We start from the raw sequence: 17,777 nt of genomic DNA, 5'->3' as shown, positions 1-17,777 counted from the left end.
TTTCAGCCGAATATTGCCTTTACTCGTGAGTTTTGATCATTTACTCGTGAATTTCGTTGATTTACTCGTGAGTTTCACCACTTTACTCGTGAATTTTGCACTTTTACTCGTGAATAAGCTCAAACCCCTTCATTTTGCTTATTTGGTTACGCTTTTTTTATAAAACCCTCTTCATTTTCATTATTTTCCCGATAGTTTGCGGATCCTACCAACCATTTCCGCTTTATTTCAGCCGAATATTGCCTTTACTCGTGAGTTTTGATCATTTACTCGTGAATTTCGTTGATTTACTCGTGAGTTTCACCACTTTACTCGTGAATTCCACGATTTCATGTGTAAGTACCAAAAATAAAAAGCAACCTTCAATAGGCTGCTCGTTATCGGCTATATTATACCCACCATAAGTCAGTCGGGCTTTCGTTGATGAGGACTGTTTTTAAATTGGTTACTGCACGTTGGAATCCTTCTTCAACTGACATCAGCGGATCTTCGTGTTCGATACTGACGACGTAATCATAACCGTATGTGCGAAGGGCGCTCATGATGTCGGACCACTCTTGCAGGCTGTGGCCGCATCCTACTGAGCGAAAGTTCCAGGCACGGCTTTGGATATTTCCATATGGCTGCATGTCGGTCAATCCATACATATTGATGTTATCCTGGTCCAGATATGTGTCTTTAGCATGGAAGTGGTAGATTGCTCCCGCTTTCCCTAGAATCTTGATGGCTCCGACCGGCTCGATTCCCTGCCACCAAAGATGGCTTGGATCAAGGTTAGCACCTATTGCATCCGATGTAGCTTCCCGCAGTTTCAGCAAGGTGTAAGGTGTGTGAACGAGAAAGCCCCCGTGCAGTTCAAGTCCAATTTTTATATTGTGTGCATCAGCAGTGGCCGCTACGTTTTTCCAATAAGGAATCAATTTTTCCTCCCATTGCCATTTAAGCACTTCTGTATACTCATTCGGCCATGGGGCGACAGGCCAATTTGGATATTTAGCTCCTTCGTGATCACCAGCTGTACCGGAAAAGGTATTGACGACCGGGACCTTCAGTAAGGATGCAAGCTTGATTGTTTTAATGAGTGTTTCGTCACTTTCTTTAGCGAATGCTTCATCTGGAGAGATTGGATTGCCATGGCAACTGAATGCACTGATCGTCAATCCTCTTGATTCAACGGATTCCAAGTATTTTTGGCGTTTTTCTTCGCTTTCCAGCAGTTCATCGAGTGGACAGTGAATATTGCCTGGATACCCGCCTGTACCGATTTCAACTGTTTTTAAACCAGAATCAGCCACATAATCAAGCATATCCTCGAACGATTTTTGAGCGAATAGCACTGTAAATATCCCTAATTTCACAAGCCCCACCTCACCTTTTCTTTTCTTTAATTTATACTCATGACCTTCCCACTTGCAGAGCTTTGATAAATGGCTTCGATTATTTTCGAAACTTTCATGGCCTCCGATGGTTTTACTAATGGTTCTGCCAACCCTAGGCAGCTATTAATAAAGTTCTCTGCTTGTTGCAGGTCTGGTGTATCCTCCCCTGGCATCCATACTGCCTCACTATTTAAAAGCATGCCGTGCTTAGCCTGATTCAAGACTAATGGGAACACATCAAGTCCGCCCTGCGTTCCGGATAAACTCAAAACCGTTGCTTCTTCACGGATATTCGCGGCCCAGGATGTTTCGAATAATAAAGAGGCTCCATTGGCAAATTTGATATATGCGGTGGCATGATCATCCACTTCAAATACCGAGGCATCGAAATTACCCCATAGATTGACCTGATCGACACCCTTACTGACATAATTATATGTCGAACCTACGATTTCAATCGGTTCTGGATCATCCATCAGCCATAAAGCCAAATCAAGCAAATGGCAGCCGTAATCGATTACGCTTCCCCCGCCTTGCAATTCCTTACTTGTAAACACTCCCCATCCAGGGACTTTTCGGCGTCTGATTGCCTGTACACGCGCTACATAAGGCTCACCGATTTCACCGGCCTGAATCATTTTCTTTGCAGCCTGTGCTTCCTTCATGAAGCGGTAATGATACGCAGTCGATAGCACTTTACCCGATAGGTTTGCAGCCTCGGTAATTGCCTTACATTCCTCGGTTGTAATGGCCATTGGCTTTTCGCATAGCACATGTACACCCGCTTGAAGCGCAGCAATGGAAATCTCCGCATGGAACTTGTTTGGCGTTGCAATCGTAACAGCATCCACTTCAGCAAACATCTCTTCATAATTGGTGAAAACCTTCTCGATATGAAATTCACGTGCAACTTCTCTTGCCTTCAGTTCATCTATATCCTGGATGGCGTATAAAACAACCTTATCTTGAAATTTTTGAAAAGCTGGAATATGCCTTTTTTGGGCAATTCCGCCAGCACCGATAATACCCATTTTTATTTTGTACATGATGATTATTAACCCCTTTATAAGCGGATGATTTTTCGGGATGCATTTGATTCCATCGCGCCAAGAATGACTTTTAATGATTTTAATCCTTCAACTCCTGAGACAAGAGGCTCCTCATTGTCCAACACACATTTTACAAAGTGGCTGATCACTTCGGAGTCATGCTGTCCATCAGAGTCATTTGTCTGGATGCTTCCTAATTGGATGGTTTCTGTCTTTCCATTATCATGATGGACGATTAGAGAGTATGTTGGATCGTCTTCAAGGCGCAATACGGCTTTTTCCGCATAAATGACCGTCGCATTGTCTTCTTTTGCATAAGACCAGCTGGCGGTAAGAGTACCAATGATACCGCTCTCCGTTCGGAGGATACAGGCTGCACTATCATCAACGTCTGTATTTTTCTTGGCAGTCGTTTCCACAAAGGCTCCCACTTCAACAAATTCCTCTCCAAGGATATACCTTAACAAATCAGCTTTATGAACGCCTAAATCGCCCATTGCACCAATGACTGCCTGATCCTTTTTAAAAAACCAGCTTTCCCGTCCGTCTATGCTCCAGGTTTCTGGTCCGGAATGTCCAAACGCCGTCCGGAAGCTATAGATCTTTCCTAGCTCCCCACTCTCAATAAGCTGTTTCGCTTTTTGATGTGAGGGAACAAAACGCTGATTATGACCTATCATCAAGATTTTGCCGCTTTTCACTGCGGCTTCATTCATTTTTTCAGCGTCATCTAAAGAAGTAGCCATTGGTTTTTCACAAAGTACGTGCTTACCTGCTTCCAAGGCCGCAATTGTGATGCGTGCATGCAAGTAATTCGGTGTACATACACTGATCGCTTCAATCTCCTCATTCTTCAAAAGTTCTATATAATCAGTATATGCTTGCGCTCCATACCTTTGTGCTGCTGCATTCGCCCGGTCTGGCACAATATCACATACAGCAATGATCTCTGTTTCCTGATGTGCATCATACTCCGGAAAATGCCTATTTTTTGCAATGCTACCGCATCCAATGACTCCTACCTTCACTTTGCCCATTCTGCTCTCTCCTTCACTTCAGCTCTTTACCTGAGATGGATTCCAACGGTTCGGCTTTCCCATAGTTCGTCGTTACCATTCCGAATTTCGGCTTGACCCAATCAACGGCATTCTTGATTACCCGTTGTATCTCCGGATTATGGTAAGTAGGATATGTTTCATGACCGGGACGGAAATAGAAAATCCTTCCTTTTCCTCGTTGATACGTGCAACCGCTTCTGAATATCTCCCCGCCTTCAAACCAACTGACGAATAATAATTGATCTGGTGCAGGGATATCGAAATGTTCCCCGTACATCTCTTCCTTTTCAAGCTCTATATATTCTCCAATACCTTCAACGATCGGGTGACTGGGATCGACAACCCAGAGCCGTTCCTTTTCATCCGCCACCCGCCATTTTAAATCACAAGTCGTGCCCATTAATTGTTTGAAGATTTTTGAGAAATGACCAGAATGGAGGACGATGAGACCCATTCCCTCGAGTACTCGCTTGTGAACCCTTGTAACGATTTCATCCTGAACTTCATCATGTGCCACATGACCCCACCAAAGAAGTACATCGGTTTCTTTCAGTACTTCTTCCGTCAGCCCATGCTCTTCTTCGTCGAGAGTGGCCGTCTTCACCACAACCTTTTCACTTTGTAAAAAGCCGGCAATGGCCACATGGATTCCTTCTGGATATAATTCGGCAACCTCAGGTTTTTTTTTCTCGTGGCGAAACTCATTCCATACTAGAACCCTCATGAACAATCTCCTCCATATTAAGTTGTAGGCTACTTGCTCTGTATATTTAACTAATCCCTCTTTATCCTAAACGCAAACGTTTGCGTTAGGAATGATCAAATTCCAGTCGTTTATAAGAACATACTTAATGACTTCATAAAAGTATGAATGTTTAAAAAGAATAGTGATAATCTTTATTGTAAATTTATGTTAGCAAAAATCAAGCTTTAATTAGTAAAACATTTCTACAATTTTCATTTAATTTCCTTTTTAGCAGCAAAATGCGACTCCCGCTTGATGATTTTGGTAGGGATCATAATGCTTTTTTCCATCATTTCGGGATTTGCAATTAAATCGAATACGCATTTTGCAGCCTCATATCCTAACTGATACGTGTGGATATCAACGGTTGTCAGCGGCGTACTTAAGAACTCTATGAATTCTGAATGATTAAAACAGACGACGCTTATTTGCTGTGGTACTTTCAGGTTCTTTTCCGCTAACACTCCGAGCAAAAGAACACCCAATAATAGATCCATAACCAAAAAAGCGGTCGGGGCCTCCCTTAATTCCAGCAAATCGTCAATGGCCTTTATTCCATCTGTTCGATTTAAAGGGATTAATTTGATATATTCCTGAGGCACCTCTAACCCGGCCTGTTCCATCGCTTGTTGAAACCCCGTCAAGCGGTCAGAAATCACCTCAAACTCAGGACTGCCTCCTAAAAAGGCGATTCGCTGATGTCCAAGACTGATTACAAACTCCGATAATTCCCTGGCGGCTTGAACATTATCATTATCTATGAATGTGATGCCGCTCATGTTCGTACTTGGCTTCCCTATCAAAACAAATGGAAAGCCGTGCTTTAATAAATACGGCACCACTTTATCGTCCTTTTTCGAGTACAAAACAATCATTCCGTCCACTCTTCTGCCCTGGACCATTTTCACTACATCCTCAAAGATGGCATCCTCCGTTTCACCGGTTGTCAGAGAAAGACTGTACCCCTCTTTATTGCAAAAATCCCCGATGCCTCGGATCACTTCTGGAAAAAAGGGATTGTAAAGCGATTCCCTTGCTGAACTTTTCATGACGATTCCAATGGCCTTAGTGGATTTCGTGACTAAATTCCGGGCATTTTCGTTCATATGATAGCCCATTTCCTTCAATACCTTGCGAACCTTACGCTTTGTCTTTTCACTGATTGTCGGGCTGTTATGGATTACACGCGATACCGTTGATGGAGCGACATTCGCTTTTTTGGCAACGTCCTTTATTGTAACAGACATATTCATCACCCTCTTTAACCGCACATGGTTTAATATTCCCTATATTTAAATAGTTATTTAACGGCTCCATCTGCAATTCCTTTGATAATTTGCCTTTGAGCAAAAAAATACGCAATGATGACTGGAATGATGGATAAAGTAAGTCCAGCCAAGGCTAGATGCCATTGTTTCGTATATTGCCCGAAGAAGAAGAATAATTTAAGCGGAATGGTCTCAGATCCCGCGCCACCAATAACAAGGGATGGCAGCAAGTAGTCATTCCAAATCCAAATGACATTTAAGATCCCCACTGTAATGGACATCGGTTTTAGTAATGGAAAGATGATATACCAAAATACTTGAAACCGATTAGCACCATCAATTTTTGCCGCTTCATCGAGCGAGATGGGAATCCCTTTTAAGGTTCCATGGTATAAGAATATGGAAAGGCTGCAGCCAAAGCCTAAATACATGAAAATCAGTCCGGCCTTGTTCAGCATGCCAAGCTTTCCGAATTGGGCAACAAGAGGTATCATCACAGACTGAAACGGAATCAACATGGCTGCCACAAACACAAAGAAAAGCAAGGAACTTATTTTACTTTTGTTTCGTGAAAGAGCATATGCTGCCATCGCAGAAAAGATGATGATGATGACTACACTCACGCCCGAAATCAATAAGGAATTGAATAAAGTCCGGAGGAAATCCAATTGCTCGAACGCTTGAATGAAGTTTTCGAATGTCCAGGTTTCAGGCAGTCCCAGTGTATCGGCAAATATATCCCGCTTCATTTTGAAAGCATTGACAATCATTAAATAAAACGGAGTGAGCCATAATATAGCCAAAATGAATCCGATGAATCCAATCAGCCACAATTTCCATTTGTCCCTCATTACAGCTCAACCTCCCGTTTCTTATTGATATACACTTGTGTTAGTGAAACTACCGCCACAATGACGAAAAATATAACGGCTTTTGCCTGCGCATATGCCATATCATTTTCGGTAAAAGCGGATTTTACGATATTCATCGCGACCATTTCAGTTGAATTATAGGGAGCTCCGTTCGTTAAAGAAAGATTTTGATCATAGATCTTGAACGAGTGGGACAACGTCAAAAACAAACTGACGGTGAAAGCCGGTGCCACAAGCGGGAAAGTAATATGACGAAAACGTTGAAAGCTGTTGGCGCCATCAATTTTTGCTGCTTCAATCAAGTCTTCTGGAACAGCCTGCAGATAAGCAATATAGATGATCATGATATATCCGGCCATTTGCCAAGACGTTAAGATGATCAATCCCCAAAAACCTGTATCCGTCGTTGATAACCATCCATTAAATGCTTCTATGCCTGTTAAATCACCAATTGCACCGAAGACCTTAATGAAAATGAACTGCCAAATAAAACCGAGAATCAAACCGCCAATTAAATTGGGCATAAAGAAAACCGTGCGAAGTATGTTGCTTGATTTAATTTTCGATGTCACGATAAGAGCCAAACTTAATCCGATGATATTGATTACCACAATGGCAGCTACGGAAAATTTAATGGTGAACCAAAACGTATCCAGGAACCCTTTATCCGTAAACAAGTCCAAATAATTCTTAAGTCCGATGAAGTCTGGAGTCCCAAGACCGTTCCAATTCGTAAAGGAATAATAAAAACCGTAGATGAGTGGTATGATCACCACCAAAATGAGTGCAGCAAGAACAGGTGTCAAAAACAGCCAATATGCGGCATCCCGATTTCTCAACGAAACCGACCTCCTTTTGAAAAAAATAATTTAGTGAACAGCTTTATAATCATCGATGATGACTAGGTTTGCAAAATGAGAATGTGTTATTCGGGACAATTCCCCTAGCGAATTTCTTATAATTAAGGAACAACCAATCGACACACTTTTCATGCCGATTGGTCATTTTCCATTCCGAACAATTATTTGCTATGAATCTTTTCCCAATTTTCAATATTTTGTTGAACAAGTTCCTCCCATGTCAACTTACCAGTTACATATTTTTGGACACTTGCTCCAAGATCATCGTTCCAACCAACAGGATATCCATTAAACACCCAGCCAGTCGTGTTTCCTTCCTGGGAGTACTTATAAATTTCTTTTGAAATTGGATCGGCAATTTTTTCTACATCATATCCTTCATAAGCAGGAATGAATTTGAAGTCTTCCAAAACAGCTTTTTTTCCTTCTTCAGATGTATACAGCCAGTCGAGGAACTTCTTCGCTTCTTCCTGTACCTTTTCATCCGATTTCTTGTTTACTGCCCAATAGTTCGGTACGCCGACTGGCATGCCTGTAGCAGTTTCTCCATTAGGAATTGGGATGATTCCGATGCCTTTTTCAGCTAACTCAGGATCCATATCATACACTGTGTTATACACCCAGTTCCCTTGCTGAATGATGGCAACCTTTTCAAGTGAGAACAGCTCTTCCACTTGTTGCGAGTAATCAAGACTTGCTGTCGGCTGGACGGAATATTTATTTTGGATATCGACCAGTTGCTTAAACTTGTCACCATCAGTAAATTTAATCGTTGGAGACTTACTTGCTTCTAACACATTCCCATCAAACTCTGGAGCTAAAAACACATTGGATAAATGGTTTCCTGTCACCCACTTCTCCTTAACTGGATAAGCGAATACTGCATCGATTTTCAATTTATCTTTCTGTGAATCCATTTTCTTGACGGCCGCTTCTAGAGTTGAATAACTAGTGATTTCTTCTGGATTGATTCCGGCTTCTTTAAAAATCCGTTTGTTATAAATCAAGCCGTAGCCCTCTTGGTTAAAAGGAAGTCCAAGTACCTGCCCGTCCTCTTCCACGCCATCCAAAGTACCATCAAGTGCAGATTTCGCTGCCTTCGTGTCCTTTAAATCTAATAATCTATCTTTATATTGTTTAACATCAACAGGTCCGCCAATGTTAAAAACCGCTGGTTCCTCACCGGATGCAAACTTTGCCGTAATGGCTGATTTATAATCATTTCCACCGCCGACTGTCGATACCTTGATCTTCACATCCGGATTTTCTTTTTCATATTGTTTTGCCAAAGTCTCGAATTGCGACTTGAATTCTACCTTGAATTGAAATATATCCAGCGTCACTTTATCCTTAGAGTCGCCGTCTCCACCAGTAGAAGAAGAGCATCCAGCCAAAATAACACTAAAAATTAATAAAACAGAAAAGATTCCCCCGTACCATTTTTTACGCTTCATGCCTACCGACTCTCCCTTTTTCATAAGATTCATGCAATTTTAAGAAAACGTTTGCATAAAATAATAAAATAAAAGCTTTCAATCTATTATATTCATAGTCTATCCCTTCTCTTTTACATCACCTCCTCACCAAAGATTTTTGCAAACGTTTACATTTATGCGCTTAATGTTACCACCAAATTCCAAACTTTACAATAAAATTGTAGTATATTGTAAAAAAAGGTTATTAAGAACCTTCTCAACCTAATTATATGATTCAGAAACCTTTTATTATTCCTATATCCGATCATAAAATTAAATTTATCGTACTGGCCTTTTTTCATGCCTAAAGTTACGAACGAAAAGAGGGAAACCCCACGGTCCCCCTCATTTCATTTCAATACCATCTTCACATTGGATGAACCATATTCATCCTTCAATTCGTAATATTTATCGCTTGCTTGTCCAAACTCTTCAAACACACCGCTAATGATCAATTCATCCGTTTCTTTATCAACTACACTGTACTTGATATTGCTTTTCCCAAACTTCCTGTCATCCACTTTTAAAAGGATCATCTTGGACACCTCCATATTTAATGGCTGCACTCCTCAGGGTGTGGTATCTCACTTACATAATATAACAAATTATTCTGAATTAACAGATTTTTTTCATTGTGCAAAATAAAAAAGCCCATAGGCTTCTTCATTTACTAAATCAATCCGGCATCTTATAAATCACATCATGACTTCGAAATATCCAGGAATCCTTCACCAAATACATCCCGAACATCATGAATGGCTATAAAAGCATTGCTATCCGTTGACTTCACAATTCTTTTTAACTTGAGTACCTCTTGCTTACTTATAACAATATATAAAATTTCCTTGGATTCTTTTGTATAGTATCCATGACCGCTAAATACAGTGACCCCTCGGTCCATCAATACGGTTACTTGTTTTGCAATCTGATCCGCTTCTTTTGAAATGATGGTAATCGCTTTTTTCGGATTCAATCCTTCAATGATGAACTCCATCGTTTTCGTTCCAATATAAAGCATAAGGATCGTAAGCATGAGACCTTCTGCACCAATGATGAAATAAGATGAGAACGCAACGATTAAATCGAAAAACAGAAGTCCATAACTTAAGCTCCATCCCAAATATTTATTCGTAATTCGGGCTAGGATTGTTGTACCGGCAGTCGTACCACCAACTCGAATGATTATCCCAATTCCGGCACCGGCAAAAACCCCGCCAAATATTGCATTGATGACCAATTCATTTGAAGATATAGTCCAACTTTCGGTTAAATGGAGGAAAAGCGAATTGAATGCAACGGCAACGATTGTATAAATCGTCGTCATTTTCGACAAATATTTATAGCCGACAATAAGCAGGAAAGCATTAATGATCAAGCTTAACAGCCCTGGTGACCATTCAAATAGATAAAATAAAATAATCGTTATCCCCGTGACTCCTCCCTCACCGAGTTCATTAGGAATAACAAACAGATTTATTGCCAAAGCGAAAATAAAAGCTCCTATTAATATAAAGAAAACATCTAAAGAAATCTTTTTCATAATTATTACCTGCCTTTAAGTATTGTTAATGTGAAAGAAAATGGGTAATTTCACTGCTCTATAGTAACATGGAATTCCACTTATTCCTTCAAAGATTTGCAGGAATTATAAAAAGACTCTCCCAAGAAGATGCCTAAAACAACGGTATTCAAATTCGACAGTAGCCTTTTTCCGATAATGGCTAAAGTGTAATCCTATTTCTAGCCTGATGGTTTAATAGAACCAACCAGCACGCAGATGATAGTTGTCTTCTTTCGCTCCACGAGTTTTCCCTAATTTATGGATTACAATGACCAATATCACCTATTTATCCCGTTCCTTGTCAAAGCTTGACAGTTTCATAGAGTCATGATTAGATATTTTATATGTCAACCTAAATTAATTATAGTTAACATATAATAAAGGGAGAATGGCTATGCACAGTGAAGAACAATTACCCTGGGAAAAAAAAATAAAGACTGAACTGGCTAACTTAGAAGAGATATCTCAAAAACGGCAGCTCGTTACAACAAAATTTGCCGAGCAGCCATGGCTCATGATTGACGGGCGTAGGATGTTAAATCTTGCTTCTAATAACTATTTAGGATATGCCGGAGATGAACGATTGAAAAAGGCTATGATTGATGCAGTACATACATATGGTGCAGGAGCAACAGCGTCTCGTTTAATTATTGGTAACCATCCACTTTACGAGCAAGCAGAACAAGTGCTTGTCAATTGGAAGAACGCCGAGGCAGGACTTATCATCAACAGTGGTTATACGGCAAACCTAGGAATCATCTCCACCCTGCTGTCTCGTAACGATTTTATTTTTAGCGATAAGCTGAATCATGCAAGCATTGTCGATGGAGCTCTTTTGAGCCGTGCGAAGCATAAGCGCTATCGACATAATGATTTAACTCATCTAGAAGCATTATTAAAAAATGCATCAATTGAATCAAATAAGTTAATCGTAACGGATACTGTCTTCAGCATGGACGGTGACTTTGCTTTTCTAGAAGACCTTGTCTGGTTAAAAGAACGCTATAACGCAATATTAATGACAGATGAAGCACACGGAAGCGGCATCTATGGAAAAAATGGTGAAGGTTATGCCTATCATCTCGGCCTTCAAAATAAAGTAGATATTCAAATGGGTACTTTTAGTAAAGCTCTCGGTTCATTCGGGGCTTATGTTGTCGGGAAAAAGTGGCTTATCGACTATTTAAAAAATCGCATGCGTGGATTCATTTATTCAACTGCACTCCCGCCGGCCATTCTTAGTAGCATAAAAACAGCGATTGAACTTGTGCAAGAAGAACCAGAACGCCGTACACTGCTCCAAACACATTCAGAGTACTTTAGAAAAGAACTCACAAATTACGGCTTTAATATTTGTGGAAGCCAATCACAAATTGTTCCTATCGTCATCGGGGAAAACGAAAAAGCGATGGGATTTGCCACACGTTTGCAGAAAGAAGGAATTGCAGGTATTGCTGTCAGACCGCCTACCGTTCCTGAAAATGAGGCGAGAATCCGGTTTACCGTAACAGCTCTCCACGATAAAAAAGATCTTGATTGGGCCATTGAAAAAGTTTCGATTATTGGAAAAGAAATGGGTGTTATTGAATGAAACAGCTGAATTTAGTCATGCTTCCTGGCTGGGGAATGGAAAAAGGAGCGTTTCAACCGTTATTCAAACCTCTTTCTGAAGCATTTCATCTTTCATTTATAGAATGGAGAGATATGAAAACACTAAATGACTTTGAAGAACGAGTCATGGACGTATTCGCTTCCATTGACGGTCCTGTTTTTTTACTTGGCTGGTCATTAGGATCTCTATTATCACTTGAACTGGCAAGTTCGTATCGAGAAAAAATAAAAGGATTTATACTAATTGGGGCTACAAGCCGGTTTACCACAAGTGAAAACTATTCATTTGGCTGGGACCCCCGCATTGTCGAGCGCATGAAGAAACAGCTGCAGCGTAATAAAGAGAAGACTTTGACTTCTTTTTATGAAGCAATGTTTTCCGAATCTGAAAAAGAAGAAGGTTTTTATCATCAATTTACCGCGACAATTCAACGCGAGTTTCATGGAGATGATGTGTTTTCGCTCCTTTTAGGTTTGGATTATTTACTTCAGAAAGATGTTAGAGTAAAGCTCGAACAGATTGATTCCCCCCTTTTATTGATTCATGGGAGGGAAGACAAAATTTGTTCAATCGAAGCCTCATCTTTCATTAAAGAAAATCTGGGTGGGAAAGCCGAGTTTCATATTATGGAAGGTGCAGGTCATATTCCATTTTTCACAAAACCACAGGAATGTATACAGCTTATGAAAACATTTATTCAAAAGGAGTACGTTCATGATTGATAAACGATTGTTAAGTAAGCGGTTCAGTGAACATGCGAAAACATATGATGCATATGCCAATGTTCAAAAAAGCATGGCAAAACAATTAGTTGAATTACTTCCTCAAAAAAACAGCAATCAAAAAATTAACATTCTTGAAATTGGCTGCGGCACTGGTTACTTAACCCGGCTACTCGTTAAAACATTTCCTAATGCCGCAATTACGGCTGTTGATTTGGCACCAGGAATGGTTGAAGTCGCAAAAGGAATGACAAAGGAAGTCAGTGTTACTTTTTTATGTGGGGATATTGAGGACATGACGCTTAATGGAAATTATGATTTGGTTATCTCGAATGCAACGTTTCAATGGCTGAATAATCTTCCCGCAACCCTTGAAAAATTGTTAACACGATTAACGTCTGGAGGAACCCTGATATTTTCAACCTTTGGAAATAAAACCTTTCAAGAGCTACATATGTCCTATGAATATGCGAAAGAAAAGCTTCAACTTGCCATTGATAGCTCACCAGGCCAAATGTTTTATACTCTAGATGAATTATCCAAAGTTTGTGAAGAAGCAATTCCTTCTTTACAAGCATTTCCATTAGAGATAACAAAAATGGAAAAACTTGAACTGGAGTACTTTCAGACAGTACGTGAATTTTTCACTTCAATTAAAAAGATTGGCGCAGCCAACAGCAACAAAGAAAACTACTGCCAGCGCCCTTCCCTTTTTCGAGAGTTGATCGACATATACGACAGAGAATACCGAAATGAATCAGGTGTGAAGGCAACCTATCATTGTTTGTTCTTTAAGATAAAAAAACATGATTAATCCGAAAAGATAACCGTCTGGGATACAAGGCCGTAAGTAACGACTACTAGTTCAATCTAGCATTTCAGCTGCTTACTGTCGATTAACCAGGTTCAATTCAAGCGCGATTCAGGCCGCCGCCTCTCCTAATTCCTTTGGAGAATCGGCGGCCTATTTACCGCTTAAAATGTCTCAACTCATGAGATCGTGTATAACTTCATCCAAATACCTTGCCATCTGTAATATTGACCACTCGATCACATAAATCTAACATTCTTTCATCGTGCGTTACCATGATGGCCGCTTTATTTCTTGATTTCACTTCATGTGCAAGCATTTCAACAACATCCCTGCCTCTTTTGGAATCAAGACTTGCCGTTGGTTCATCCGCTAAAATGATTTCTGGATCATTCATCAGCGAACGGGCGATGGCTACACGCTGCCGCTCACCGCCCGACAGTGCTTCCGGCAAGTGATTTGCCCGATGTCCAAGTCCAAGATGGCTAAGCAATTCGTCTGCTTTTTTCACAGTTTTTTTATCCTGTTTGCCAAGCAGTTCAGAAAGTAGCAGAAGCTGATCTCGTACAGTTAGATATGGCACTAGATTCGACGATTGAAATACAAAACCGATCTTTTCAAGGCGCACTCGAGTCAATTCCTTTGGAGATAATGTTGTTATATCTTCATCATCCAGCAGTAAGCGACCTTTGCTCGGGGAAAGTAACGCACCTGCTATTGAAAGAAATGTACTTTTTCCTGAGCCTGAAGGACCCACGATGGCGACGAATTCCCCCGCTTTCACATTCAGGGAAATATTATCAAGGGCAATCACTTTATTATCGCCTTCCCCATAAATCTTACTGACGTTTTCAAATAATAGTTTTTCCCCCATCATGATACCCTCCCAATTGCTTCGATCGCGTCTATCTTCGCTACTCGGTATAGTGATAGCAGCGAGCCCAATACGGATACAACCAAAAGTAACACGGAATATTTAATGACCAAATCGGCACTCAATTCAAATGGCATTCCTTCTGGCATGATTAAAGTGACGCCATATGTCAGTGCAACACTGATGGCTATGCATGTCACGGCAAGCAGCATTACTTGACCAACGATACTTTTTGCCAGGTAGCCCGTATTGGCTCCGAGTGCTTTAAGGACTCCAAATTGATTCGTCTTCTGCAAGGTAATCACATAAAAGAATACAGCCAAAACGAAACCCGCTATGACAAACAAGAAGGCAATCATCATCGTCAACGTACCCTGTTCCTCTTTGTAGCCTGGTATACTCTGAAGTGATTCTTCTTTCGAAATGAGCGTTACGCCTTCAGGCAATGATTCACGTACATTTTCTTCTGCCTTCGAATCCATTTGCACGGCTATTGTGCTGATTGAATCTTTCTCTTGATTTTTCAATGCAGGATTAATCTCCTGCCACCCCTTAACGTTCATGTAAACTACCGGTGAGTGGCTGTAAGACTGCTTTTCAGTAAAACCAACAATGGTGAAAACCTTATCTGATAGGTCATCTTTAAGTGAATCACCCAATTTATAACCCACTTCTTTTAAAGAACGATCTGCTACGACTTCACCTTGTTTCTTATTGTCATAGTTCGTTCCTTCAATGACCTTCGGTGCTAAAATACCACTGGCATCGGTCGCAAAAATGGTGACATCCGTTTTCTCCGATGAGCCGATTTTATTCAATGTGATCATCATTTGCCCCAGACCTTCGGCTGCTTTAACATCCGCTGAAGCCCGGATTTCATCCAGCTTCTCCATGGATATGATCGATCGGTTCAATTTATTTTTGGAGTCATGCTCCATTACGAAATAGTCGGCCTTCATGTTTTGTATGGATGAAGCATTATCCGAAGAAAGTCCATTAGCTAATCCTGAAATGATAAAGACAAGCAAAGCGACCAATACCATGATCAGTCCAATCAGCAGATAACGTAACTTTGAATGCTTTAGTTCACGTATTGCCAAAAACATTATTTCATCCCCCATTCCTTTTGTTTACCGATCGGGTCCTACTTTATTCGGTATGACCCGATTGTAAACGTTCAATATGAATGGAAGATGAACAGCTGATTACATAAGGGGCAACCGTATATAAAAAGTGGTCCCTTTACCGAGTTCGCTTTGAACTTCGATCGTTCCCCCATGAAGTTCAACCGTCTTCTTCGTAATCGAAAGTCCTAATCCGCTGCCTGTTTCACTCCTGTTTCTCACTTTGTCGACTTTATAAAACCGATCAAGGATATAAGGGAGGTCTTCTTCTGGAATTCCTATGCCCGTATCCGCGATCATCACTTCAACAGTACTGCCTATTTTTTTAATCCGAATATTGATTGAACTGCCGCTTTCCGAGTATTTAATGCTATTGGTTATCAAATTCGTCCATACTTGATTTAAAAGTTTCTCATCTGCAGAAATGACGGTTGAAGGCAAATCCATTTCGATTACCATATCTTTTTCCCGCCAATTCCATTCCAGCATGAACAACACTTGCCGTATTTGTTGCGCTAAATCGAAATTGGACCGTTGCAGCGGATCATCTACTTTATCCAACGAAGCAAGCATGAGCAGCTGTTTGCTTAACAACGACATGCGCCTGCTTTCTTTTTCAATAATGGACAAGTACTGATCTCTTTGTTCTTTTGTTAATTCCTCCGATTGGAGGGTTTGGGAAAAACCTTGGATGGATGCAAGCGGAGATTGAATTTCATGAGATACATTCGATACGAACTCCTGCCTCATATCATCTAACCGCTGTATGCTATGAGTCATTTTCGAGAAATTTTGAGCCAGATATCCAATTTCATCACTGCGGGTAACATTCAATTCACTACTATAATCCCCATCAGCAATCCTCTTTGTAGCTTCCGTTAATTTCGTAATCGGCTTAACGATGAAACGCGTGTTAATAATTACAAATAAAAAGCTGAGTAGGAGCGTAAGTACGAGCAAAACAGAAAGGTAAAAGCGGAACTCTCCAAACTGCAGCTCTATATTCGGCCTTACAAACAATGCATGCTTTTCGCCATTGACGTTCAACGGGACCCCAATGCTATTAATCAATACATCTTCAAAAAATCCGGTAATAAATAACCCATTATTATAATTGGCGATCCCTTGATAGGTCTTCCCGTTCAAAACTCCAGAAATCGTATCTGTGTCCAATGCCGTTTCCCGAAACGGCTCACCATATAAAGTTCCTTCACCCTGCTCATTAAATAGATACATTTGATAGTGCAATCCTGCAATATGATTTAAATACGCATCAATATCCTGATCAGGATTTTCCTCATATAAGGAGACGATATCACTTGCGACTTTCTTTATCTTCTCACCATTGTTGGGTTTTTGAACCTGATGATAATAGACATTGGAAATTAAAAAAGCGATGACACTGGCAAGCACCATGATCAAAATGGTTTGAATAACAATCCTGAAATAGAGTGTTTTCACTTCTTGTTGACCTCCAGTTTATAACCTAAGCCACGGACAGTCGTGATAACAAAATCATCGGTTCGCCCGGCAAAACGTTCCCTTAACCTTTTAATATGGACATCAACCGTCCGATCGTCCCCTTCAAAATCAGTACCCCATACCAATTCAATAAGCTGCTCACGCGTAAAGACCTGATCAGGAAAGCTCCCCAGCTGAGCCAGCAGCTCGAATTCCTTTAGCGGCAGGAGCAGTGTATTCCCCATTATTCGAACTTCATAACTTTTACGGTCAATGACCGTTTGATTCAATGAGATGGATTTAGAATTCACCATACGGTACCTTCGCAATAGAGCTTTTATCCGGAATAGAAGTTCCCGTGGCTCAAACGGCTTTACGAGGTAATCATCCGTACCCGCAAAATACCCCTTTTCCTTATCGATAAGTTGATCTTTAGCTGTCAATAAAATGACCGGCAGATCATATTGACCCCGGATTTCCTTACAAAGATCCAGTCCGTTTTTAAACGGCATCATAATATCGACAACCGCCAGATGGATCCGTTCCTTCTCCAGTATCAACGAAGCCTCATTCCCGTCCTTCGCTTCTGATACCATGTACCCTTCCTTTTCCATGTGAAATTTAAGCAACTCCCGAATATGCCGATCATCATCCGCAATTAATATATGTATCAAAGAAACCACATCTCCACTTCTTTTATAGCCCTAGCTAAACCTACAATAGCAATAATTAAGCTCGGAAAACAACAAATACTAATTCCATCTCCAGTTCCTTATAAATTAGTTTGCCACTAATATACAGGTCCCTCTTATTTTTTATTAAAATATAAAGAAAAAAAAAAAGCGAACAGAATTTATAAAAAAAAAATTACGCTTTTTTCATATATTAAAAATTCAAATTAAAAAA

Annotated in this window: 17 protein-coding genes; 3 read left to right on the top strand and 14 right to left on the bottom strand. The window is 40.4% G+C overall.

Annotated elements, in window-relative coordinates; all coding sequences use genetic code 11:
* Nucleotides 1–389: 389 nt before the first annotated feature.
* From ACFWE9_RS20480 to ACFWE9_RS20435, 10 genes are all read right to left on the bottom strand, one after another.
* Nucleotides 390–1,358: a sugar phosphate isomerase/epimerase family protein gene (locus tag ACFWE9_RS20480; protein ID WP_377358487.1), complete on the bottom strand. Its 969-nt coding sequence runs from the start codon at nt 1,356–1,358 to the stop codon at nt 390–392.
* A 26-nt stretch (nt 1,359–1,384) separates the two neighbouring features.
* Nucleotides 1,385–2,425 (bottom strand): Gfo/Idh/MocA family protein, encoded by a 1,041-nt coding sequence (locus ACFWE9_RS20475; protein WP_230160943.1) that lies wholly within the window; start codon nt 2,423–2,425, stop codon nt 1,385–1,387.
* Nucleotides 2,426–2,442: 17 nt separating this feature from the next.
* On the bottom strand, nt 2,443–3,465 hold the full coding sequence (locus tag ACFWE9_RS20470) for a Gfo/Idh/MocA family protein (RefSeq protein ID WP_230160942.1): 1,023 nt from the start codon (nt 3,463–3,465) through the stop codon (nt 2,443–2,445).
* Nucleotides 3,466–3,478: 13 nt separating this feature from the next.
* Entirely contained in the window at nt 3,479–4,210 is a 732-nt protein-coding gene (locus ACFWE9_RS20465; protein WP_230160939.1) for a ThuA domain-containing protein, read from the bottom strand.
* A 233-nt stretch (nt 4,211–4,443) separates the two neighbouring features.
* On the bottom strand, nt 4,444–5,478 hold the full coding sequence (locus ACFWE9_RS20460) for a LacI family DNA-binding transcriptional regulator (RefSeq protein WP_230160937.1): 1,035 nt from the start codon (nt 5,476–5,478) through the stop codon (nt 4,444–4,446).
* A gap of 53 nt (nt 5,479–5,531) precedes the next feature.
* On the bottom strand, nt 5,532–6,350 hold the full coding sequence (locus tag ACFWE9_RS20455; protein WP_230160935.1) for a carbohydrate ABC transporter permease: 819 nt from the start codon (nt 6,348–6,350) through the stop codon (nt 5,532–5,534).
* Nucleotides 6,350–7,210: a carbohydrate ABC transporter permease gene (locus ACFWE9_RS20450; RefSeq protein ID WP_377358483.1), complete on the bottom strand. Its 861-nt coding sequence runs from the start codon at nt 7,208–7,210 to the stop codon at nt 6,350–6,352. Before ACFWE9_RS20450 ends, ACFWE9_RS20455 begins: the two co-directional genes overlap by 1 nt.
* 182 nt (nt 7,211–7,392) lie before the next feature.
* Nucleotides 7,393–8,685, bottom strand: a complete 1,293-nt coding sequence (locus tag ACFWE9_RS20445; protein WP_230160931.1) for an ABC transporter substrate-binding protein — start codon at nt 8,683–8,685, stop codon at nt 7,393–7,395.
* 371 nt (nt 8,686–9,056) lie between these two features.
* Nucleotides 9,057–9,242: a hypothetical protein gene (locus tag ACFWE9_RS20440; protein WP_230160929.1), complete on the bottom strand. Its 186-nt coding sequence runs from the start codon at nt 9,240–9,242 to the stop codon at nt 9,057–9,059.
* Between the two features lie 164 nt (nt 9,243–9,406).
* Complete coding sequence (locus tag ACFWE9_RS20435) at nt 9,407–10,246, bottom strand: YitT family protein (protein WP_230160927.1); 840 nt, start codon at nt 10,244–10,246, stop codon at nt 9,407–9,409.
* Between the two features lie 415 nt (nt 10,247–10,661).
* Here ACFWE9_RS20435 and bioF point away from each other — a divergent pair, with 415 nt between their 5' ends.
* The 3 genes from bioF to bioC are packed head-to-tail and all read left to right on the top strand — an operon-like array spanning nt 10,662 to nt 13,415.
* The gene (gene bioF / locus ACFWE9_RS20430) at nt 10,662–11,858 is read left to right on the top strand and encodes an 8-amino-7-oxononanoate synthase (protein ID WP_230160924.1); all 1,197 of its coding nucleotides are present in this window, start codon (nt 10,662–10,664) and stop codon (nt 11,856–11,858) included.
* The gene (locus ACFWE9_RS20425) at nt 11,855–12,601 is read left to right on the top strand and encodes an alpha/beta fold hydrolase (protein ID WP_230160922.1); all 747 of its coding nucleotides are present in this window, start codon (nt 11,855–11,857) and stop codon (nt 12,599–12,601) included. Before bioF ends, ACFWE9_RS20425 begins: the two co-directional genes overlap by 4 nt.
* Nucleotides 12,594–13,415 carry a malonyl-ACP O-methyltransferase BioC gene (gene bioC, locus ACFWE9_RS20420; RefSeq protein WP_230160920.1) on the top strand — a complete coding sequence of 274 codons (822 nt, stop codon included), beginning with the start codon at nt 12,594–12,596 and terminating at the stop codon, nt 13,413–13,415. The genes ACFWE9_RS20425 and bioC overlap by 8 nt, the downstream gene beginning before the upstream one ends.
* A 196-nt stretch (nt 13,416–13,611) precedes the next feature.
* Here the strand turns inward: bioC and ACFWE9_RS20415 are convergent, their stop codons facing one another.
* From ACFWE9_RS20415 to ACFWE9_RS20400, 4 genes are all read right to left on the bottom strand, one after another.
* Nucleotides 13,612–14,289, bottom strand: a complete 678-nt coding sequence (locus ACFWE9_RS20415) for an ABC transporter ATP-binding protein (protein WP_230160918.1) — start codon at nt 14,287–14,289, stop codon at nt 13,612–13,614.
* The gene (locus ACFWE9_RS20410; RefSeq protein WP_377358479.1) at nt 14,286–15,392 is read right to left on the bottom strand and encodes an ABC transporter permease; all 1,107 of its coding nucleotides are present in this window, start codon (nt 15,390–15,392) and stop codon (nt 14,286–14,288) included. The genes ACFWE9_RS20415 and ACFWE9_RS20410 overlap by 4 nt, the downstream gene beginning before the upstream one ends.
* A gap of 99 nt (nt 15,393–15,491) precedes the next feature.
* Complete coding sequence (locus ACFWE9_RS20405; RefSeq protein ID WP_377358477.1) at nt 15,492–16,871, bottom strand: sensor histidine kinase; 1,380 nt, start codon at nt 16,869–16,871, stop codon at nt 15,492–15,494.
* Nucleotides 16,868–17,545: a response regulator transcription factor gene (locus ACFWE9_RS20400; RefSeq protein ID WP_377358475.1), complete on the bottom strand. Its 678-nt coding sequence runs from the start codon at nt 17,543–17,545 to the stop codon at nt 16,868–16,870. Before ACFWE9_RS20400 ends, ACFWE9_RS20405 begins: the two co-directional genes overlap by 4 nt.
* Nucleotides 17,546–17,777 lie beyond the last annotated feature (232 nt).

This window comes from Peribacillus sp. NPDC060253 (assembly GCF_042727425.1).
Lineage (GTDB): Bacteria > Bacillota > Bacilli > Bacillales > DSM-1321 > Peribacillus.
Note: the sequence above shows the minus strand (reverse complement) of the source record. Positions and strands in the feature narration are given on the sequence as shown.

Bases quoted from the DNA above. Each gene is read 5' to 3' on its own strand.
- ACFWE9_RS20465 (WP_230160939.1), bottom strand. From the start codon at position 4,210: ATGAGGGTTCTAGTATGGAATGAGTTTCGCCACGAGAAAAAAAAACCT.
- ACFWE9_RS20475 (WP_230160943.1), bottom strand. From the start codon at position 2,425: ATGTACAAAATAAAAATGGGTATTATCGGTGCTGGCGGAATTGCCCAA.
- ACFWE9_RS20470 (WP_230160942.1), bottom strand. From the start codon at position 3,465: ATGGGCAAAGTGAAGGTAGGAGTCATTGGATGCGGTAGCATTGCAAAA.
- bioC (WP_230160920.1), top strand. From the start codon at position 12,594: ATGATTGATAAACGATTGTTAAGTAAGCGGTTCAGTGAACATGCGAAA.
- ACFWE9_RS20440 (WP_230160929.1), bottom strand. From the start codon at position 9,242: ATGATCCTTTTAAAAGTGGATGACAGGAAGTTTGGGAAAAGCAATATC.
- ACFWE9_RS20455 (WP_230160935.1), bottom strand. From the start codon at position 6,350: ATGAGGGACAAATGGAAATTGTGGCTGATTGGATTCATCGGATTCATT.
- ACFWE9_RS20415 (WP_230160918.1), bottom strand. From the start codon at position 14,289: ATGATGGGGGAAAAACTATTATTTGAAAACGTCAGTAAGATTTATGGG.
- ACFWE9_RS20460 (WP_230160937.1), bottom strand. From the start codon at position 5,478: ATGTCTGTTACAATAAAGGACGTTGCCAAAAAAGCGAATGTCGCTCCA.
- bioF (WP_230160924.1), top strand. From the start codon at position 10,662: ATGCACAGTGAAGAACAATTACCCTGGGAAAAAAAAATAAAGACTGAA.
- ACFWE9_RS20410 (WP_377358479.1), bottom strand. From the start codon at position 15,392: ATGTTTTTGGCAATACGTGAACTAAAGCATTCAAAGTTACGTTATCTG.
- ACFWE9_RS20445 (WP_230160931.1), bottom strand. From the start codon at position 8,685: ATGAAGCGTAAAAAATGGTACGGGGGAATCTTTTCTGTTTTATTAATT.
- ACFWE9_RS20435 (WP_230160927.1), bottom strand. From the start codon at position 10,246: ATGAAAAAGATTTCTTTAGATGTTTTCTTTATATTAATAGGAGCTTTT.
- ACFWE9_RS20425 (WP_230160922.1), top strand. From the start codon at position 11,855: ATGAAACAGCTGAATTTAGTCATGCTTCCTGGCTGGGGAATGGAAAAA.